At 70.7% G+C, this 17,066-nt stretch carries 21 protein-coding genes and 1 pseudogene; 10 read left to right on the top strand and 12 right to left on the bottom strand.

From position 1 onward, the window contains the following. Nucleotides 1-111: 111 nt before the first annotated feature. Complete coding sequence (locus ABZ904_RS41010; protein WP_361829184.1) at nt 112-552, top strand: helix-turn-helix domain-containing protein; 441 nt, start codon at nt 112-114, stop codon at nt 550-552. Continuing rightward, entirely contained in the window at nt 537-1,232 is a 696-nt protein-coding gene (locus tag ABZ904_RS41005; RefSeq protein ID WP_361829182.1) for an IS630 family transposase, read from the top strand. The genes ABZ904_RS41010 and ABZ904_RS41005 overlap by 16 nt, the downstream gene beginning before the upstream one ends. Nucleotides 1,233-1,343: 111 nt before the next feature. Here the strand turns inward: ABZ904_RS41005 and ABZ904_RS41000 are convergent, their stop codons facing one another. The 3 genes from ABZ904_RS41000 to ABZ904_RS40990 all read right to left on the bottom strand — a co-directional run bounded on the left by ABZ904_RS41000 (nt 1,344) and on the right by ABZ904_RS40990 (nt 2,977). After that, nucleotides 1,344-2,324 carry a D-cysteine desulfhydrase family protein gene (locus ABZ904_RS41000; RefSeq protein ID WP_361829180.1) on the bottom strand — a complete coding sequence of 327 codons (981 nt, stop codon included), beginning with the start codon at nt 2,322-2,324 and terminating at the stop codon, nt 1,344-1,346. A 208-nt stretch (nt 2,325-2,532) separates the two neighbouring features. Further along, nucleotides 2,533-2,712 (bottom strand): hypothetical protein, encoded by a 180-nt coding sequence (locus ABZ904_RS40995; RefSeq protein ID WP_359396029.1) that lies wholly within the window; start codon nt 2,710-2,712, stop codon nt 2,533-2,535. A 97-nt stretch (nt 2,713-2,809) separates the two neighbouring features. Next, the gene (locus tag ABZ904_RS40990) at nt 2,810-2,977 is read right to left on the bottom strand and encodes a hypothetical protein (RefSeq protein WP_359396027.1); all 168 of its coding nucleotides are present in this window, start codon (nt 2,975-2,977) and stop codon (nt 2,810-2,812) included. 361 nt (nt 2,978-3,338) lie between these two features. On the opposite strand from ABZ904_RS40990, the gene ABZ904_RS40985 reads away from it, so the two are divergent. Continuing rightward, nucleotides 3,339-4,397: an alpha/beta hydrolase gene (locus tag ABZ904_RS40985; RefSeq protein WP_361829177.1), complete on the top strand. Its 1,059-nt coding sequence runs from the start codon at nt 3,339-3,341 to the stop codon at nt 4,395-4,397. Between the two features lie 352 nt (nt 4,398-4,749). Here the strand turns inward: ABZ904_RS40985 and ABZ904_RS40980 are convergent, their stop codons facing one another. Together ABZ904_RS40980 and ABZ904_RS40975 are read right to left on the bottom strand one after the other, a co-directional pair. Further along, the gene (locus tag ABZ904_RS40980) at nt 4,750-5,313 is read right to left on the bottom strand and encodes a CGNR zinc finger domain-containing protein (RefSeq protein ID WP_359396023.1); all 564 of its coding nucleotides are present in this window, start codon (nt 5,311-5,313) and stop codon (nt 4,750-4,752) included. A gap of 49 nt (nt 5,314-5,362) precedes the next feature. Beyond that, the gene (locus ABZ904_RS40975) at nt 5,363-5,992 is read right to left on the bottom strand and encodes a TetR family transcriptional regulator (protein ID WP_360998421.1); all 630 of its coding nucleotides are present in this window, start codon (nt 5,990-5,992) and stop codon (nt 5,363-5,365) included. A gap of 82 nt (nt 5,993-6,074) precedes the next feature. On the opposite strand from ABZ904_RS40975, the gene ABZ904_RS40970 reads away from it, so the two are divergent. Both ABZ904_RS40970 and ABZ904_RS40965 read left to right on the top strand, forming a co-directional pair. After that, the gene (locus tag ABZ904_RS40970; RefSeq protein ID WP_360998420.1) at nt 6,075-6,464 is read left to right on the top strand and encodes an SgcJ/EcaC family oxidoreductase; all 390 of its coding nucleotides are present in this window, start codon (nt 6,075-6,077) and stop codon (nt 6,462-6,464) included. A gap of 155 nt (nt 6,465-6,619) precedes the next feature. Further along, nucleotides 6,620-7,315: an SDR family oxidoreductase gene (locus ABZ904_RS40965; protein WP_359396015.1), complete on the top strand. Its 696-nt coding sequence runs from the start codon at nt 6,620-6,622 to the stop codon at nt 7,313-7,315. Between the two features lie 740 nt (nt 7,316-8,055). Here ABZ904_RS40965 and ABZ904_RS40960 read toward each other — a convergent pair. The 3 genes from ABZ904_RS40960 to ABZ904_RS40950 all read right to left on the bottom strand — a co-directional run bounded on the left by ABZ904_RS40960 (nt 8,056) and on the right by ABZ904_RS40950 (nt 10,398). After that, entirely contained in the window at nt 8,056-8,661 is a 606-nt protein-coding gene (locus ABZ904_RS40960) for a GPP34 family phosphoprotein (RefSeq protein ID WP_359396013.1), read from the bottom strand. A gap of 79 nt (nt 8,662-8,740) precedes the next feature. Next, on the bottom strand, nt 8,741-10,003 hold the full coding sequence (locus ABZ904_RS40955; protein ID WP_361829173.1) for a YbfB/YjiJ family MFS transporter: 1,263 nt from the start codon (nt 10,001-10,003) through the stop codon (nt 8,741-8,743). A 92-nt stretch (nt 10,004-10,095) separates the two neighbouring features. After that, entirely contained in the window at nt 10,096-10,398 is a 303-nt protein-coding gene (locus ABZ904_RS40950) for a muconolactone Delta-isomerase family protein (RefSeq protein ID WP_359396172.1), read from the bottom strand. Between the two features lie 150 nt (nt 10,399-10,548). Here ABZ904_RS40950 and ABZ904_RS40945 point away from each other — a divergent pair, with 150 nt between their 5' ends. After that, nucleotides 10,549-11,472 (top strand): LysR family transcriptional regulator, encoded by a 924-nt coding sequence (locus ABZ904_RS40945; RefSeq protein WP_360998417.1) that lies wholly within the window; start codon nt 10,549-10,551, stop codon nt 11,470-11,472. 100 nt (nt 11,473-11,572) lie between these two features. Here the strand turns inward: ABZ904_RS40945 and ABZ904_RS40940 are convergent, their stop codons facing one another. The 3 genes from ABZ904_RS40940 to ABZ904_RS40930 form a co-directional block, all read right to left on the bottom strand. Next, nucleotides 11,573-12,589: an alcohol dehydrogenase gene (locus ABZ904_RS40940; RefSeq protein ID WP_361829171.1), complete on the bottom strand. Its 1,017-nt coding sequence runs from the start codon at nt 12,587-12,589 to the stop codon at nt 11,573-11,575. A 74-nt stretch (nt 12,590-12,663) separates the two neighbouring features. Further along, nucleotides 12,664-13,236 carry a TetR family transcriptional regulator C-terminal domain-containing protein gene (locus tag ABZ904_RS40935; protein ID WP_361829169.1) on the bottom strand — a complete coding sequence of 191 codons (573 nt, stop codon included), beginning with the start codon at nt 13,234-13,236 and terminating at the stop codon, nt 12,664-12,666. Between the two features lie 211 nt (nt 13,237-13,447). Further along, a complete protein-coding gene (locus tag ABZ904_RS40930) occupies nt 13,448-13,954 on the bottom strand; it encodes a helix-turn-helix domain-containing protein (protein WP_359396003.1) in 507 nt (168 codons plus the stop codon). 105 nt (nt 13,955-14,059) lie between these two features. On the opposite strand from ABZ904_RS40930, the gene ABZ904_RS40925 reads away from it, so the two are divergent. From ABZ904_RS40925 to ABZ904_RS40915, 3 genes are all read left to right on the top strand, one after another. Further along, complete coding sequence (locus tag ABZ904_RS40925) at nt 14,060-14,764, top strand: SDR family oxidoreductase (protein WP_359396001.1); 705 nt, start codon at nt 14,060-14,062, stop codon at nt 14,762-14,764. Nucleotides 14,765-15,041: 277 nt separating this feature from the next. Next, nucleotides 15,042-15,236 carry an antitoxin gene (locus ABZ904_RS40920; RefSeq protein WP_359395999.1) on the top strand — a complete coding sequence of 65 codons (195 nt, stop codon included), beginning with the start codon at nt 15,042-15,044 and terminating at the stop codon, nt 15,234-15,236. A gap of 75 nt (nt 15,237-15,311) precedes the next feature. Next, nucleotides 15,312-15,758, top strand: a complete 447-nt coding sequence (locus ABZ904_RS40915) for a type II toxin-antitoxin system PemK/MazF family toxin (RefSeq protein ID WP_360998413.1) — start codon at nt 15,312-15,314, stop codon at nt 15,756-15,758. 9 nt (nt 15,759-15,767) lie between these two features. Here ABZ904_RS40915 and ABZ904_RS40910 read toward each other — a convergent pair whose 3' ends face one another. Continuing rightward, nucleotides 15,768-16,598: a TIGR02452 family protein gene (locus tag ABZ904_RS40910; RefSeq protein ID WP_360998412.1), complete on the bottom strand. Its 831-nt coding sequence runs from the start codon at nt 16,596-16,598 to the stop codon at nt 15,768-15,770. Nucleotides 16,599-16,897: 299 nt separating this feature from the next. Between ABZ904_RS40910 and ABZ904_RS40905 the strand changes: the two are divergent. Continuing rightward, nucleotides 16,898-17,066, top strand: a pseudogene (locus ABZ904_RS40905) (ergothioneine biosynthesis glutamate--cysteine ligase EgtA); the annotation flags it as partial.

Genomic DNA, 17,066 nt, shown 5'->3' with positions numbered 1-17,066 from the left:
TCGCGGCTAAGTACGGTTCTGGTTGGTGGAGTTGGCGGTCGGGCAGTCTTCCCTCGTCGCTTCACATCGGCTGGGGGTGCCGTGTCGTCACGGAAGAAGTATCCGGTTGCCTTGAGTGCTGAGGATCGTCAGGCGTTGGTGCGGGTGACCACGACGGGAGTCCGTAGCGCGTCGATGATCAGGCGGGCGCGGGTGTTGCTCGCGCTGGATACCGCGGTCGGGGAGGTTGATCCACGGGTGGTGATCGCGGAGCGGGTCGGGGTTTCGTGCGAGTCGGTCCGGCTGGTCTCGAAGCGGTACGCGGAGACCGGTGGCGATGTGTGGGCCACGGTCGGCCGGAAGGAACGCGCCTGCCCCCCAGTGCCCTCCCCGGTGACCGGTGAGGTCGAGGCGAGGCTGATCGCGCTGGCCTGCTCGACGCCGCCCAAGGGCCACGCCCGGTGGTCGCTGCGCCTGCTGGAGAGGCACGTGGCGCTGATCGAGGACATCCCGAACCTGGACCACTCCACGATCGGCCGGGTCTTAAAAAAACGGAATTGCGTCCTCACCTGAAGAAGTGCTGGACCATCCCACCACGAGCAAACGCCCAGTTCGCGGCCCGGATGGAAGACGTGCTGGCCGTCTATGCCCGGCCCTATGCCCCGGCGCGTCCGGTGGTGTGCATGGACGAGAAGCCGTACCAGTTGCTCGGCCACGTCCGCGATCCGCTCCCCCCGCGGCCCGGCCGTGACCGCCGCGAGGACAACGAGTACGTCCGCTCGGGGACCTGCTCGATCTTCTGCTGGGCTGAACCGCTGCGCGGATGGCGACGCGTGGATGCCCAGCCCCGCCGGACCAAGGTCGACTGGGCGCACCAGGTCGAACACCTGCTGACCGTGGACTATCCCGACGCCGACACGGTCGTGCTGGTCATGGACAACCTCAACACCCACACCATCGCCTCGCTCTATGAGGCGTTCGACCCGCAGAAGGCCTTCACGCTGGCACAGCGCCTGGAGATCCACCACACCCCCAAGCACGGCTCCTGGCTCAACATCGCCGAGATCGAGCTCTCCGCGCTCACCCGCCAGTGCCTGGACCGCCGCATCGACGACCTCGCCGTACTCAACGCCGAACTCGCCGCCTGGCAGCAGCAGACCAACAGCGACCAGCGCCAAGTCGACTGGCACTTCACCACCGACGACGCCCGCGTGAAACTGCGCCACCTCTACCCAACCACACGGCAAAACTAAGCAGCGACAATCTACTAGATCACCTGGCGTCACAGCCGCTGAGGCGATGAGCTTCGGGCGTACGGGAGTCGGTTCCCGTACGCCCGAAGCGCTTTCCGGTCCGCGCGGAGCTCAGCCGGCCCCGTGGGAGTCCAGTGCGGCGACGGAGCGGCGCACGGTCTCGGCATGCCCGTACAGGCCGGGCAGTCCGCCGGTGTGCAGGAACACGGTGCGCCGGCCCGCACGGATGTCGCCGTCCTTGACGGCCGCGATCAGTCCCGCCATGGCGCGACCGCTGTAGACGGGGTCCAGGACGATGCCCTCGGTGGTCGCCGCCGTCCGCATCGCCTGCAGGACGGGTTCGTGCAGGACTCCGTAGCCGGCGCCCACCTGATCGGTGCGGATGCGCAGGGACTCCGCCGTCACGGTGCGGCCGGTGACGGCAGTCGCGAGGCCGGCCACGGTGGCGGCCGGATCGGCGACCGCGCCGCAGTGCACGCCGAGGACGCGCTCCTCCTCCAGGGCGCCGATCAGCCCGGCCATCGTGCCGCCGGAGCCCAGTGCCACCACGACCTGGGCGAGGTCGGGCAGCTGGGCCCTCAGTTCCTCGCCGCCGTCGACGTAGCCCCTCGCTCCGAGGGGACTCGAGCCGCCGAACGGGATCAGATACGGGCGGGCTCCCTCGCGGCGCAGCCGCAGGCAGAGCTCGTTGGCGGCCTCGGCGAGGCCACCGGGAGCGCCGTCCCCGGCCCAGTGGACCCTCGCCCCGAAGAGGCTGTCGAGCACGAGGTTCCCGGAGCCGCCCCCTGCGCTGTCGGCCGTACCGGACAGGACCAGCACGACATCGAGTCCGAGACGGGCCCCGGCGGCCGCGGTCAGACGGGCGTGGTTGCTCTGCGGGGCACCCGTGGTGACCAGTGTGTCCGCACCCTCGGCGAGGGCGGCCGCGAGCAGCCGCTCCAGCTTGCGGACCTTGTTGCCGCCGCCTCCCAGGCCGATGAGGTCGTCCCGCTTGATCCACAGGTCGTCCTCGCCCAGTCCCAGTGCCGCCGCCAGCCGAGGCGCCGGCTCCAGTGGCGTGGGCCAGGTGGACAGGGCGATCTTGTCGTTCATGGAGACTCCAAGGAGAGGGCGCCGACCGGGTCCCGCCCGGTGGCGCCGAAACGCGTCAGAAGACCTGTGTGTAGCAGCCGAAGCCGATCACGACCACGCCCACCAGCGCCGTCAGGATCCTTAGGGTCTTGGGTATCGTCATGGGGAATCCCCGTTCATGGGTGGGAATTGGTGCCGGCCGGCCACTGCTGGGTGCCGGCCGCCGGGCTCACAGGCAGGTGCGCACGAGCCATTCGTCGGGGTTGTAGGTGTCCTTGGCCGGGTCAGGGATCGTCGCCGGCCGCTCCTCCACCGTGTCCTCCAGGCGAATGCGCTCCGGCAGCTTTCCGAAGCGTGCGTGGCGCGCGGCCTCCGTCGCGTCCGGCAGGTGCGTCTTCTCCTGCGTCATCTCGTGCTCCTCTGCTCGCTCGGACCGGCTCACGGTTTCTGACCGGGCCGGCGGGGCCGGGGCCGGGGCCTGACGCCCCGGCGGTCGCCGCGTCGGCTCAGACGACGGTCACCGGGATGTCGCCCCGGGTGGCCAGGGCGTACGGGCACAACTGGTGGGCAGCGGCGCCGAGTTCGTCGGTGGCCTGCGGGTCGACCCCGCTCGGTTCGAGCCGGCGCACCGCTGAGGCCGAACTCGTCCGGGTCCTCGTGGTGCACGGTGCCATGGGGATGCTCTCCTCCGCAGGAACCGTTGCCGGTTCGACTGGTGACGATACTGGCAGGAATGTCGATCACCGGTCAAGGTGGTTACCGTCACTACCCCAGAACAGCCACGCCGGCGCGACGCACCGCGAAGGGTCTGCGAATCCCCAGACAGAAGGCGAATGAGCCTGCACACGGAATCTGCGGCCGAACCCGGCTCCAAGTGGTTACTGTACGTACATCACCGGTTTGACAGGTGATATCCACAGTGCCAGGGTCGTGCCACGAGCCTATGGCGGACACCGGGATCCCGCGATCGGAACGCGGACGGGGCGCCGCTCACACGGCCGCGACGGCCGTACAGCCGAGGAGAAGGGGTCTCGCATGGTCAGCAGGCGGAGCTTCGGCAGACTCGCGGGCGCCGGCGCGGTCGCGGCATCCCTGACCGGGGTGTCCTCGACGGCGTCCGCACAGTCCAAAACGGGCGGAACGCCGGCGTCGGGGCCCACCGCCGCCAACCGGGGGCATCCCTCATTCGGAGCACTGCGGCAGATCAAGGCCGGCGTTCTCGACGTCGGTTACGCCGAGGCCGGCCCCGCGCACGGGCCCGCGGTGATCCTGCTGCACGGCTGGCCCTACGACATCCACAGCTACATCGCGGTCGCGCCCCTGCTGGCGGCGAAGGGCTACCGGGTGATCGTGCCTTATCTACGCGGCCACGGGACGACGCGCTTCCTGTCCGGCAAGACCTTCCGCGACGCCCAGCAGTCGGTGGTCGCCCTCGACATCATCGCCCTGATGGACGCGCTGAGGATCGAGAAGGCCGTCCTCGCCGGCTACGACTGGGGGGCACGGACGGCCGACATCATCGCGGCGCTGTGGCCCGAGCGCTGCAAGGCGCTGGTCTCCGTGACGGGGTATCTGATCACCAACCGGGAGGCCAACAAGCAGCCGCAGCCGCCCCAGGCCGAGTGGGCGTGGTGGTACCAGTACTACTTCTCCACGGAACGCGGCCGGCTCGGGCTGGAGAACAAGCAGTACCGGCGCGAACTGGCGCGGCTCGTCTGGAAGTTCAACTCACCGACCTGGAACTTCGACGACGCCACCTTCGACCGCACCGCCGCCGCGTTCGACAACCCGGACTATGTCGCCATCGTGATCCACAACTACCGCTGGCGGCTGGGGCTGGCGGCGGGTGATCCGCGCTACGACGGCCTCGAGCAGCGGCTTGCCAAGGGTCCCGTGATCGGGGTGCCGACGGTCACCCTCGACGGTGAACGCGATCCGTTCACACCCGCCGGGGACGGTGCGATGTACCGGGACAAGTTCTCGGGCCCCTACGCGCATCGGACCCTGAAGGGGATCGGCCACAACGTGCCCCAGGAGGCCCCGCAGGCGTTCGCCGAAGCGGTGGTCGAGGCCGACACCCTGCGGCACGGTTGACGCGCGAGCCGCCCGGCTCAACGACCGGTCCACCGGCGGGCAGGACGATCCCCTCCCCCGCCCGGCGAACCGGCCTCCTGCCAACCCCCGTCCGATGCGCGAGCGCCAGGAGACCCACGTCAGCGTGCGGCAGAAGCGTCTCTGACTGGCTTGGCGAGTCTGAGCGTTGCTCAGCCTTGGGAGCCAATCGCCTTCGTGCTCTGGTACTCAACGACAGGAGCCGCCAGCCCGCGTAGCACGTCCCTCCGGACGCTGGTCGACCGGGCCGCAAGACCCGACCGAGGAGGGTGCCCAACGTCGCCTGGGCGCCGGGCGTGCGCGTAGCACTCTGCCACAGGTTCACTACGCTTCGCTAATCCAACTGGTGAGCCTGTACCTGCTTCTTGCGCGCACGGTAGGCCTGAGCCTTGAGCTTGTTCCCGCACGACTCCATGCCGCACCAGTGCCGGCGCATGCCGCGCGAGCGGTCGATATAGACGCGCGTGCACTCCGGATTGCCGCACTCCTTCATCAGCGGCACGTCCGGTCCGCTCAGCAGCTCGACGGCGTGGCGGGCCACGGTGGACAGCGCTTCTTCGGGAGTCGCGTCGGTCCAGCGTCCGGACGGGGTGAGCTGGGGCGTGGCGGGCGGCTTGCGGGCGGCGCCGTTCACCACCGCCAGTGCCGCGCGGTCGTACTCCTCGCCCGCGACCCTGGCGGAGACCAACTCGTAGATCGCCTCACGGACCTCGATCGCCCGCTCGACGTCGGACTCACGGCTGGGAGTGACGGCATCCAGGATCCCGGACCCGACGTACCACGCGTCCAGGCGGTCCGGCGACACCAGCATCTCGAACCGCACCGTCCGGCGCGCGCGGAGCGTCGCGGCGAAGTCGAGCGCGGGACTCCCGCACGGAAAAGCGTGCTCCAGTTTCACAACACCATTCTGACAGGTGACGCGGACAACCACAACCGCCCGTCACCTCTCAGGCAAGTGATGCACCCTCGCGAGTGACGCCGGGCGCGGTGACACCCAACAGGGCCAGGCAGTTCGCCCACAGGGCATCGAGGCGGTGCGTGTCGTTGTACAGCTTGGCGAAGAGCACCTGACCTTCGAGCTGGGCGACCACGGAACGGGCGGCCTCGTGACTGTCCGGGACGGTGACCTCGCCGCGCTCGCGGGCCTCCTCGACGACCACCTCGACCAACTCGACCTGCGCCTCGAAGATCTGCTGCAGCCGAGCACGGATGGCCTCGGTCTGGTTGCTCATCTCCAGCGTCAGATTCCCGAACAGGCAGCCCGAGACGGTTCCACAGGTCTGCTGCCCGGCGCGCTGCTCCGCCTCGGTCGCCTCGAACAGCCGCCGCAGGCGCTCCAGAGGCGGCCTATCGCCGCCCAGAATGCCGGTCCAGGCGTCGCGCCGGTCGGCCCAGTGCTCGTCGAGAACCGTGAGGGCCAGCTCCTCCTTGGAGTCGAAGAAGTAGTAGAAGCTGCCCTTCGGCACACCCGCCGCCTTACAGATCTCGGCCACCCCCAGCGCGGAATAGCCGCGCTGCTCGATGAGCGACTGCGCGGCGGCGAGGATCCTCTCCCTGGCATCACTGCTGCGTCCCATGTTGCAAGTCTACGACCGGTCGACTAGGTTTTTACTAGACCGGTCGTCTATTTCTTCCTCAGTACGTCAGGAGACCGACACCATGACGGATCGCATGACCGACACCAGCACTGATCCCGTACGCGAGATCCTCGAGCGCTGGAAGGCCGCCTTCGACGGACACCAGGTCGAGACGATGGCCGGCCTGTTCACAGACGATGCGCTCTTCCAGGGGTTCGGACCCGAGGTCACGTCCGGGCGCGACGCGGTACGCGCCTACTACGACGCGGTAGCGGACGACCGCTCGGCCGACGTCACCGTCCTGAGCACGTACACCATCGGCGATCAAGTGGCCGGCGGCTTCGCGGACGTGACCTTCAAGGACCCGCACGGCTGGGAGGCGCCGGTCCATATGTCGCTGGTACTCCAGCGCGAGAACGACGCGTGGCGGATCCGGCAGTACCACGTGTCCCGGGTCATCACCGACCACTGACACGCCTGCCCTACCGACGCGGACGGGAGTCAGAAGCCCTCGCGGATGCGGGCCTTGACTCCGGGCGCGATGGTGAGTCGTGAGGGGTTGCGCCCCGTTCACGCGCCGGGCGCCCGCCCCTGCACACGACGGAAAAAGTGGGCGGAGGCCGAGCGATGGACATCAAGGGATCGGTGGCTCTCGTCACGGGCGCCAACCGCGGCATCGGCAGAGCATTCGCACGGGTGCTGCTCGACCACGGGGCGCTCAAGGTCTACGCCGCCGCGCGGGACCCCGAAAGCGTGACCGATGCCGATGTCACGCCGCTGCGTCTGGACGTCACCGATCACGATGAGGTCGCTGCGGCCGCCGGCACAGCGGGCGACGTGACGATCGTGATCAACAACGCCGGTGTGGGCGGCTGGGAGACCAAGCTCATCGAAGGCCCCTTCGACGGGGCCCGCCAGGCGCTCGAGGTCAATTTCTTCGGCACCTGGGCGGTCGCCCGCGCCTTCGCCCCGGTCCTGGCCAGGAACGGGGGCGGCGCCCTGGTGAACATGCTGTCGGTGGCGTCCTGGCTCCCCCGGCCCGGATGGCCCGGGTACGCGGCGTCCAAGGCGGCCGAGTGGTCGCTGACCGGTGCGCTGCGCGAGGGGCTGCGGGACCAGGGCACCCTGGTCGTCGCAGTGCACGCCGGGTTCGTGGAGACGGACCTGTCCTCCTGGGTGGACGTGCCCAAGCTCAGCGCCGAAGACGTCGCCGAGCAGACCGTTCAGGCCCTGGCCGACGACCGGGTCGAGGTACTCGCCGACGAGCGCACAAGGGAGGTCAAGGCAAACCTGTGCCGCCCCCTCGACGCCGAGCCTTTCTGAATACGGGGGCCGAACGGCCCTTGCTCCGGCGGCCGACCGCCGCAACACGCCAAGGCCCCGCACAACCCGTGTCCGACCGCCGCGCGCATCTCCTACGCCGCACCGCGTCCGGGTGACCAGCCGCGCGACCCGCCCTCTGCCTGCCGCCCGCCACGGCCGCGCACCACACGGCAGCCTGCTTACTCCCGCCCAATGGCGCCGCGCATCCCGGTGAGCCGTCTGCCGGGCACCGGCGGCTCTCTACCGGGCTCGCCGGGCTCCTCTCGATTCCGGGGACGACCCGCGAAATCCCGGCGGCCGTCCGCCACACACGCCAAGGCCGGCGCAACCCGTAGTCCGTCCGCCGCAAGCAGCGGCCCCGCACCACACCGAAGCCCGGTCCCTCACACGCAACGGCCCCGCACCACACCCCAGCCCGGTCCCTCACACGCAAGGCCCCGCACCTCACGTACGCCGCACGGCATACGAGTCACTCGCCTCGCACATCCCCCGCGCCGCACGGCACACGCATCACTCGCCCCGCGCATGCAGGCGCCGCACGGCACACCCGTCACTGCCCTCGCGCCGCACCGCACACGCGTCACTGCCCCGCGCATCCCCGCGCCGCACGCCAAGCGCGTCACCTCGCCCCGCGCATGCAGGCGCCGCATGGCACACCCGTCACTGCCCCGCGCATCCCCGCGCCGCACGCCAAGCGCGTCACCTCGCCCCGCGCATGCAGGCGCCGCATGGCACACCCGTCACTGCCCCCGCCAGATGTTGTCGAAGGCCGCCTTCTCTATGTCCCGCCGCTGCCGTACGGCCGTCAGTTCCGTCACCGCGTCGTCGACGGCGCCCAGTACCGTCGTCACCGCCTCGTCGGTGTCGTCCGGGAGTCCGTCGGCCGGCATCTCACGGATCCCCGCGGTCGCGGCGAGCGTGGCCAGTACCGGCTCCCCGGCGGCCCAGCGGTCCGTCGCCTCCCGCCGGGCGGGCGAGTCGATCAGCACCGCCTCACCGGTCCAGGACGGCAGCCAGCGACGGCGCTGCCGGGCGAACAGCCCCTCCTCCTCGAAGGCGGCGAGATACGCCGAGGACAGACCGCGCCCTCTGCGCCACAGCCAGTCCTCGACCGACTCGTACGGGCTCTGCCGGACGAGTGACGACGCGGCCTCCTGCAGCATGCGGTCGTCCGTCACCGGCGGGTCGGCCGGGACGAGCAGGTCCCCGTCCAGCGAAACGGCACGGGCGTCCATGAGGTCGAGCAACTCGGCCCCCGCGAGCGAAAGCGACAGGTCACCCGGTTCGGCAGGACGGCCCGGGGCAGCGTCCAGGGCGACGATGAGCAGGTCCCGTGCGATGGTCATGCGTGGCTCCACGTCTCGGACTTGGTGGCAGCGCGTCGCTGAGCGCCCGCCCCGTCAGCCCGACCCTAACGCGGCCGGCTCAGGTGCGGTCTGCCGAGGCCGGAGCGGCGTCGACGGCCGTCGACGGGCTCTCGGAAGCACCGTGCCGTACGGCCGCCATGTGGTGCGGGAATCCGATCCGGAGGACTCCCGACGCGAGGGCGGCGGCGAGGACCACGGCAGCGGCCAGCAGCAGGGCCCGCTGGTAACCGTGCTGGAGCAGCGGAGCGACGACCAGCGGACCGAGGATCTGGCCCACGGAGTACCCGGTGGTCAGCAGGGCGACGGACCGCGGATATCGCAGCTGGTCGCCCGTCGCCAGCGCGAGGGTGCTGACACCGATGAAGGTGGCGCCGAACAGGAGCGCGGAGAGCAGCGCGGCCGCCACCGACCCGAGCACCGCGGGCAGGGCGATACCGACCGCCTGGACGACGAGTGCGGCCAGCAGCAGGTCGGGCCGCGACCAGCGGCGCCCCAGCCGGGCCCACAGGGCCGCTGACGGCACGGCGGCGAGACCGACCAGCACCCAGGCGCCGGCGCCGACCCAGCCCGGTGATTTCTGCCCGATCGCGGCGACGAGGAAGGTGCCCGCCACGATGTAGCCGACACCTTCGAGCGTGTAGCTGACGAACAGCGCACCGAACCAGCGGTGCGTGGACGTCCTGGGACGCCGGGCCGTGGCACCTTCGACGGCCGGGGGCATCCGCTCGGGACGCAGGTTCCAGGAGACGCCGGCGAGTGCGGCGCAGAGCGCGGCCGAGGCCCACCAGGCGGCCTGCCAGTCGGCGGCGGTACGCAGCACGAGGACCAGCAGTCCGGACAGCGCGATACCCGCGCCGACTCCGCCGAACGCCCAGCCGGGCAGCTGGGCGGGGTGCTCGCCCAGGTGGCTGAGCAGGGAGTTCGCCGCGATGACGAAGATCAGGGCGCTCGCGGTCCCGGCCAGTAGCCGCAGCACGAGCCACACGGCCGTGCTGTGCGTCGCGGGCATCCCGGCCAGGGTGAGGGTCAGAGCGACCAGACAGGCTCGAAGGGCGAAGGGTGAGCGGATCAGCGCGGGGGCGAGGATGCCCATCAGGGCCCCGACGAGATAGCCGGCGTAGTTGGCGGTGGCCAGGTTCGCGCCCGCGCTCGCGGACAGCCCGGCCTGGGCGTGCATGAGAGGAAGGATCGGGGTGTAGACGAACCGGCCGACTCCCATACCGGCCGCGAGTGCGGCGGCCGCCCTGGCGACGTGCGCCCAAGGTGAGTTCACGGGGATGTTCGTTCCGGTGGCTGAAGGGCGCTGGATGCGCGCACTCATGAGGGCGTCCTCTGGAGGTGGTCCGGGGAGCGTGGAACCGCAGGCGTCGCCGGCCTTCGCCACCGGGGGCGTGAGGGGGCGGGGCTTCGGGGTCAGGACGCCGAGCCGGTCCGGCCAGGGTCGTTGGGGTGGGATTCGAGCGGCGTGACGGTGAAGGTCATCCACGGGCTCAGCGGCAGCGTGCCGAGCACCTTCTCGTGCAGTTGTGCCTCGTCGGCGGCACGCCAGATCCCGTAGCTGCGCAACTCGCCGACCGGGCGCCACAGCCGCACGAGGTGGCCGGTGGCGGCGAGTTCCCTCGCGCGCTCGGCTTCGGCCGCGCGACGTCGGTCGACCTCTTCCTGGCCGGTGCCCTCGGGAACCGTGGTGGTGATCTCGACCAGGAACTCACGCATGCTCATCGCTCTCCAAAGTGGGTGGGCAAGCCCCCGTGGGGACCGGGGGTGCCGGGGCAGGGCCACGAGCCCATCGTGTCCCCGCTGCCGCGAACGGCGCCACGACCGGCCATCTCGCTGCTGGTAGGCGCAACCTCTCAGCGCCGTAGCATGACGAGCGTGGAACTGCGCCAACTGCGGTACTTCCTCGCGGTCGCCGAGGAGCTGAACTTCGGCCGGGCCGCCGAGCGGCTTCTGATCGCCGGTCCTTCGCTGTCACAGCAGATCAAGGCGCTGGAACGCGACCTCGGTGTGCAGCTCTTCGACCGTGACCGCCGTTCGGTGTCCCTGACCGCGGCCGGGTCGGCCCTCCTGCCGCACACCCGCGCCCTGGTGGAGCGGGCGGACGACCTCAAGCGGCGCGCCGGTCTCCTCGCCGGCTCGGAGGCGGTACGGCTCGGTTACGTCAACTGGCTGCCCCCGGACCTGACCACCCGTACCGCCTCCGTGGCCCAGGTGCACCTTGACGCGTGGGTCGCGCCCTCGCACACCCAGGCCGCCAGGGTCGCTGACGGCAGCCTCGACGTCGCCGTGTGCTGGACACGCCACGAGGATCTGGAGCGCCTGGGTCTCAAGGCCCGGCTCATCGGCGCGGACCGGCTGTACGCCGTCGGCGCGGGTGCCGCAGAGCGCGTTGTACGGGTCCGGGACACGACGGTTCTGATCGACGCGGACACCACGTCCTGGGCGTCCTGGAACGTATTCGCCGAGGAACTGTGCGAGGACACGGGTGCCCGGGCCGTCTCCATCACCGACGGCGGCATCACCGGTCCCGCCTTCTTCGACCATGTGCGCCGCTGCCGCCGTCCCGTGATCAACTCCCCCAAGGGCCAGACCACTTCCCTGCCGCCCGACCTGGTACGGCGCCCCCTGGTCGGCCCGAAGGTCTACTGGACGTGGTCGCTGGTGTGGCGCGGCGGCGAGCAGCGCACATCGGTCCTGGCCGTGGTGGACGCCCTGACCGAGGGGGTCGGCGATCTCGGCATCCACGCCCCGGACGCCTGGCTGCCCGACGGCGACCCGTACAGACTCTGACGGCCCCGGAGACCGGGGCCGCTCGAGAACATCCGGCCGCGCTCGGCCATCGCCGGATGGTTTCGGCACCGGCCGTACCGCCGCCGGTGGACCGGGCGTCTCAGGAAGCCATGTCGAGGACCATGCGGAAGCGGGCGCCCCCGGAGAGCATCCGCTCGTAGGCGTCCATCGCCCGCTCGAACGGCAGCGTCTCCACCATCGGCCGGATGTCCTGCGCCAGGCAGTAGGCGAGGTTGTCCTCGTTCTCGATGGACGACCCGGTGAGGCTGCCGGTGATGCTGCGCGTGCCGAAGATCAGGCTGACGGTGGACACCGAGAGGGGATCGGGCGCGGCGCCGACCACGACCAGGTTTCCACCCGGCGCGAGGCCGTCGACCAGGGGGCTCATGGAGGCGCCGCTCGACGCGGTGGCGACGACGAGCGCCGCGCCGCCCAGGTCCCGCAGGGCCGCGGCGGGGTCCTCACGGGTGCTGTCGATGTACTCGTGGGCGCCCAGTTCCCGTGCCAGCTTCTCCTTGTCGGTCCCGCGCGCGATGGCGGCGACGCGGTACCCGAGACTGCGGGCGTACTGCAGGGCCAGGTGCCCCAGTCCGCCGATGCCCTGCACGGCCACCAGGCTGCCCGCCCGGGTGGCCTTCTGCTGGAGGGCGATGAACGTGGTCAGGCCCGCGCACAGCAGCGGCGTGGCCTCGGCGGCGGTCAGGCCGTCGGGGATCCGGACGAGGCCGCTGGCTCGTGCGTAGACCACCTCGGCGTAGCCGCCGTCGACGGTGGTTCCGGTCTGTGCCTGGTTGACGCAGTTGACGAAGTCGCCGCGGCGGCACGGCTCGCACTCCCAGCACTGGCCGCCGAGGAACCCGACGCCGACCCGGTCGCCCGGCCGCCAGGCGCTGACGCCGGGGCCCACCGCGTCGATCACCCCGACGATCTCGTGTCCGGGCACGAGCGGCTTCGAGGGGTCGGGGCGCAGGCCCTCCACCGCCAGCACGTCGGTGTGGCAGACGCCGCACGCCTCCACCCGCAGCCGGACGTGCCCGGGTGTGGGCTCCACCAGTTCACGTTCCACCAACCGCAGTTGGTGGACTCCGGTGGCCTCGAAGGCTCGATAAGTGGACATGTCGATACTCCTGAATGGCCTGTCGGTCCCGTGAACCGAACAGTGGATGTGATGGGGCCGCCGGCGCTCAGCACTCAGTGCAGGACGACGCCGAAGACCATGTGGAAGAAGCTGTCGAAGGGAACGGAGGACTTGTCGGCGCGGGCGACGAGCAGCGTGCCCTCCCAGGCGCTGAGGATGAACCGCGCGGCGTCGTCGGCATCGAGGCCGGCAGACACTTCTCCCGCTTCCCGAGCCTCGGTCAGCACCTGGGCGATCAGGGCGGCCCACTGGTCGAAACCCCGCCGCACCGCGGCTCTCATCACTTCGTTGTGATCGCCGACCTCGGCCGCGAAGTTGCCCACGAGGCACCCTTGCGAGAACCCGCTGTCGACCACGGGCCGCCGGAGGAAGTCGAAGTGGGCCCGCAACCGCTCAAGGGGGGATCGCCCGGGTGCGGTGAGGATGTCGAACCGCAGCCCGGCGCCGTAGCGGTCCAGCGCTTCCAGCGCGCTCTCCTCCTTGCTGGAGAAGTGGTTGTAGAACGACCCCTTCGGAGCTCCGGCGGCCGCGGTGATGTCGTTGATGCCGGTCGCATGGAAGCCACGCAGGTGGAACTGCTCAAGGGCCGCCTGCGCGATCTGCTCGCGCTTGGACGCTCGCGCCATCGGGTGTCACCTCGTTCTGCCGCACGCCAATATGGCCGGTCTACTTGTAACTAATATGGCCGGTCTACTTGGAATGCGTCAAGCGCCTCGGCATCCTCAGGACACCACTCGACCGGAACCGCAGGACTCGAAATCGGCGCCGCGGGACCGGGAGCCCGACGCCTCCGAGCGCTGTCGCCACCGACCCCGCCCGAACAGGGGCGGCGCCCGGTCAACCGGACAGCGCCCCGCCCTCCGCAGGCGCAGGGGCGCCACGGCCGTCCTTGAGCACGAACTCCACATCGTCGAGATCGACGGCCTCGCCATGATCGTCCACGAATGCGACGCCCAAGGGCCGCAGCGTGCTGCGGCTGCGACGCAGGGCACTGGGTCCGCTCACGGGCGGACGGTGCCGGTCCCCCCATTGCTGGATCGCGCCGAGCACCACCAGCAACTCACGCCCGGCCGGCGTCAGGTGGTAGTCGAACCGGGCCCGGCGCCCCGGCTCCTGATAGGTGCGGCGCTCCATCACACCGCCCTCCACCAGCGCCGCGAGGCGCTGCGTGAGCAGGTCGGTGGCGATGCCCAGGGCGTCGCGGAAGTCACTGAACCGGGTCACGCCCGCCATGGCCTCGCGGATGACGAGCAGGGTCCAGCGATCCCCGAGGAGGCCCAGGCTCCGCTCGATGGAGCAGACGGGCTGGTCCGGAGTGATCTCAGGTCGCTTCGCTCTGGCCATGGTGACCAACCTACATGACTTGGAGAATCCAATCCACGTGCTAGCTTGGAAGAACCAATTCAGCTGGGGCCCATGGCGCCCCGGCTCTGAGCCGGGAGGCGACCCATGCGGATCAACGGACAGACAGCCCTGGTCACGGGCGCGAACCGCGGGATAGGCGCGGCTCTGAGCCAGGCCCTTCTGGACCGCGGTGCCGCCAAGGTGTACGCGGCGGTGCGCAACCCGGAGACCGTGACCGACCCCCGGCTGACACCGCTGCGGCTGGACGTGACCGACCCCCGGGAGGTCGCGGCGGCGGCCGAGGCCGCCCAGGACGTCACGATCGTGATCAACAACGCCGGACAGACCAGTGGCGGCACCCACCTCCTGGACGGCGACCTCGACGGCGCCCGCCGTGCGATGGAGGTCAACTTCTACGGCACCTGGTCGGTCTCCCGCGCCTTCGCTCCGGTCCTCGCGGCGCACGGGGGCGGAGCGCTGGTGAACGTGCTGTCCGCGGCCTCCTGGTGGGCGATCGAGGGAGCACCCGGATATTCGGCCTCCAAGGCGGCGCAGTGGTCGCTGACCAACGCGCTCCGCCAGGGTCTGCGCAAGCAGGGGACCCAGGTGCTGGGCGTGCACTGCGGCTTCGTCGACACGGACCTCAGCGCGGGAGTGGACGCCCCGAAGCTGAGTGCGGACGAGGTGGCCGAGCAGACGCTTCGCGCGCTCGAGGACGACGCGGACGAAGTCCTCATCGACGAGTTCACCAGGAAGACCCGCGCGGCGCTCGCCGGCGGCATCGCGGGACTGCACGAGATCGGTTTCTGATCCGGCCGCTCTTTACGTTCGCGGTCGGCGGGGCGGCTTCCGGCTGCCCCGCCGACCGTCCGGGCATCGGCTTGCGGCCCTTGGCGATCAGGACACCGCTCCCGGTGACGCGGCCTGCGTGTGCCACCGGGCCGGCCGGACCGGTTCGGGTGACCGGACGCCCCAAGACCGACGGCCCCGCCCCGGCCGCAGCGGATGCGGCCCCGGCGGGGGACGCCGATGCTGAAGGAAGGGGGAAGACCCGGGAAGACCTGGGAAAACCCGCAAGGAGGCCACGATGTCCGTGATGGACAAGCTCAAGCGGATGCTGACGGGCCACGGGGAACACATGGGCGAGAGCGCCGAAAAGGCCGGCCGCATCGCCGAGGACAAGACCCGGGACATGACCGGGGGTCAGGTGGACAAGGGCCCCGACGCCCTCAGGGACCAGATGCGGCCCCCGCAGGACCGGGACAACCCGCCCCAGCCGTAGACAGCGAACTGACGCGGCGTCACGTTCGCGGACCCCCTCACCGGGCGTCCGCGGCGAGGCTCTAACGTGTGCCGCGTGACTGCCTTTGCCGACGAAGACATTCCCGGTCGCTACGGCCCCTCCGCGACCACCGAGGCCGACCCCCGTCAGGTGGGGCGGGTGAGGACCGAGTACTCCCCCGCGCACGACGGCGATCCCGACCCCGGGGAGATCGTCTGGACCTGGGTGCCGTTCGAGGAGAACGACGGACGGGGCAAGGACCGTCCGGTCCTCGTGGTCGCCCGGGAGGCGTCCGGCACGCTGCTCGCCGTGCAGTTGTCCAGCAAGCAGCACGACCACGACCGGGAGTGGGTGGCGATAGGCGGCGGACCCTGGGACCGGTCGGGGCGCGACTCCTGGGTGGATGTCGACCGCGTGCTGCGACTGCACGAGAACGGAATGCGGCGCGAGGCGTGCGCGCTGGACCGGATGCGGTTCAACCTCGTCGTACACCGACTGCGGGAAAGGTACGGCTGGAACTGAGCGGCGGGGTCACGGGGCGCACACGTCGGCGAAGGCCTGTGCGAACGCGGCCCGTGTCGTCGTGCCCGGCGTGCGGTCCAGCACGCCGAAGACGATCTCCTCGAAGCAGCCCTCGAACCGCCCCTCGACCAGCAGTTCCCGAAACGCCCCGGCCACCTGTGCCGGGTCGTTCTGGAACACCCCGCAGCCCCAGGCACCCAGGACCAGCCGCCGGTAGCCGCAGACGACCGCGGTCTCCAGGACCCGTTCGGCCCGCACCGCCAGGGCACCCGGCAGTTCGGTCGCGCGCTGCGGCGTCCTGCGGCGCACCACTCCGGCGTTCGGCGCCGCGGCGGTCAGGAAGCCGACCGGGTACGGCTCGTCGAGCAGACGGCCACGGTCGTCGCGGAAGACGGGCACGGCGGGCGAATGGATGACGCGGTCCGTGTAGAACGGGTCGCGGTGCGCCCGGTGGTGGTCGTAGAACTCCCTGACCTCACGGACGCACGCGTACAGCGCGGAGGCCCGGCACAGGGCCTCCTCCTGGGCCTGCGCGCCGTTCAGATAGCCACCGCCCGGATTGCGCGCGGAGGCGAAGTTCAGCACGGCCACCCGCTCACCCGAACGGCTCAGCAGGCGCCGGGCGGCCTCCAGACTGCTCTCCCCGGTGACCTCGAGGACGGTCGGGACGGTGCTGGGCCGCGGTGTCCGCACCGGATCCGGTCCGAACATACGCGTGCCGCTCCGCGCGGCCTCGACCGCCGCGGCGATGGCCACCGTCCGGCCACCGGCCGTGCGATAGGCGCCCGCAGCGACGATCTCCTCCGTCTGCTGCGCGATTCCCCGCAGGCGCGCGCTCACGGCGCCACCCCCGTGGGCGCCGTGAGCGCAGCGCGCACGGCCTCCTCCGGTCCACCAGCGGTCTCCCCCGTCGTGCTCACGCAGGAATGGTGAGCGATCCTGGACCTGCGCCGCAACAGAGTTTCCCGCCCCCGAAAACAACCGATTTCGCCCCGACCAACAGAAAGCGATGACACCGCAAAGCCCACTGGGCACCCTTGTGCGAATCGACGCCAAGGCCTTGGGTGGGACGAGTGAAAACGGCCCGGTCGATCAGGCACCGGGTCGAAGGCATGGTGGAATCTCAGGAGGATCCCGACATGTCCGATTCGGTGAGTGACTGTACGGAGCCCCGCTCCGCCGTCACCGACGCCGAGGTGGAGGCGCTGGTCCGCGGCATCTGCTTCAAGACCGGACCGCCCCGCTCGCTCGGTGTCGAGGTGGAATGGCTCGTCCACGAGCTGCGGAGACCGTGGCTTCCTGTATCAC

Source organism: Streptomyces sp. NPDC046900, assembly GCF_040644975.1.
GTDB lineage: Bacteria > Actinomycetota > Actinomycetes > Streptomycetales > Streptomycetaceae > Streptomyces.
Note: the sequence above shows the minus strand (reverse complement) of the source record. Positions and strands in the feature narration are given on the sequence as shown.

Bases quoted from the DNA above. Each gene is read 5' to 3' on its own strand.
- ABZ904_RS41000 (WP_361829180.1), bottom strand. From the start codon at position 2,324: ATGAACGACAAGATCGCCCTGTCCACCTGGCCCACGCCACTGGAGCCG.
- ABZ904_RS40995 (WP_359396029.1), bottom strand. From the start codon at position 2,712: ATGACGCAGGAGAAGACGCACCTGCCGGACGCGACGGAGGCCGCGCGC.
- ABZ904_RS40990 (WP_359396027.1), bottom strand. From the start codon at position 2,977: ATGGCACCGTGCACCACGAGGACCCGGACGAGTTCGGCCTCAGCGGTG.
- ABZ904_RS40985 (WP_361829177.1), top strand. From the start codon at position 3,339: ATGGTCAGCAGGCGGAGCTTCGGCAGACTCGCGGGCGCCGGCGCGGTC.
- ABZ904_RS40975 (WP_360998421.1), bottom strand. From the start codon at position 5,992: ATGGGACGCAGCAGTGATGCCAGGGAGAGGATCCTCGCCGCCGCGCAG.
- ABZ904_RS40970 (WP_360998420.1), top strand. From the start codon at position 6,075: ATGACGGATCGCATGACCGACACCAGCACTGATCCCGTACGCGAGATC.
- ABZ904_RS40965 (WP_359396015.1), top strand. From the start codon at position 6,620: ATGGACATCAAGGGATCGGTGGCTCTCGTCACGGGCGCCAACCGCGGC.
- ABZ904_RS40960 (WP_359396013.1), bottom strand. From the start codon at position 8,661: ATGACCATCGCACGGGACCTGCTCATCGTCGCCCTGGACGCTGCCCCG.
- ABZ904_RS40955 (WP_361829173.1), bottom strand. From the start codon at position 10,003: ATGAGTGCGCGCATCCAGCGCCCTTCAGCCACCGGAACGAACATCCCC.
- ABZ904_RS40950 (WP_359396172.1), bottom strand. From the start codon at position 10,398: ATGCGTGAGTTCCTGGTCGAGATCACCACCACGGTTCCCGAGGGCACC.
- ABZ904_RS40945 (WP_360998417.1), top strand. From the start codon at position 10,549: ATGACGAGCGTGGAACTGCGCCAACTGCGGTACTTCCTCGCGGTCGCC.
- ABZ904_RS40940 (WP_361829171.1), bottom strand. From the start codon at position 12,589: ATGTCCACTTATCGAGCCTTCGAGGCCACCGGAGTCCACCAACTGCGG.
- ABZ904_RS40935 (WP_361829169.1), bottom strand. From the start codon at position 13,236: ATGGCGCGAGCGTCCAAGCGCGAGCAGATCGCGCAGGCGGCCCTTGAG.
- ABZ904_RS40930 (WP_359396003.1), bottom strand. From the start codon at position 13,954: ATGGCCAGAGCGAAGCGACCTGAGATCACTCCGGACCAGCCCGTCTGC.
- ABZ904_RS40925 (WP_359396001.1), top strand. From the start codon at position 14,060: ATGCGGATCAACGGACAGACAGCCCTGGTCACGGGCGCGAACCGCGGG.
- ABZ904_RS40920 (WP_359395999.1), top strand. From the start codon at position 15,042: ATGTCCGTGATGGACAAGCTCAAGCGGATGCTGACGGGCCACGGGGAA.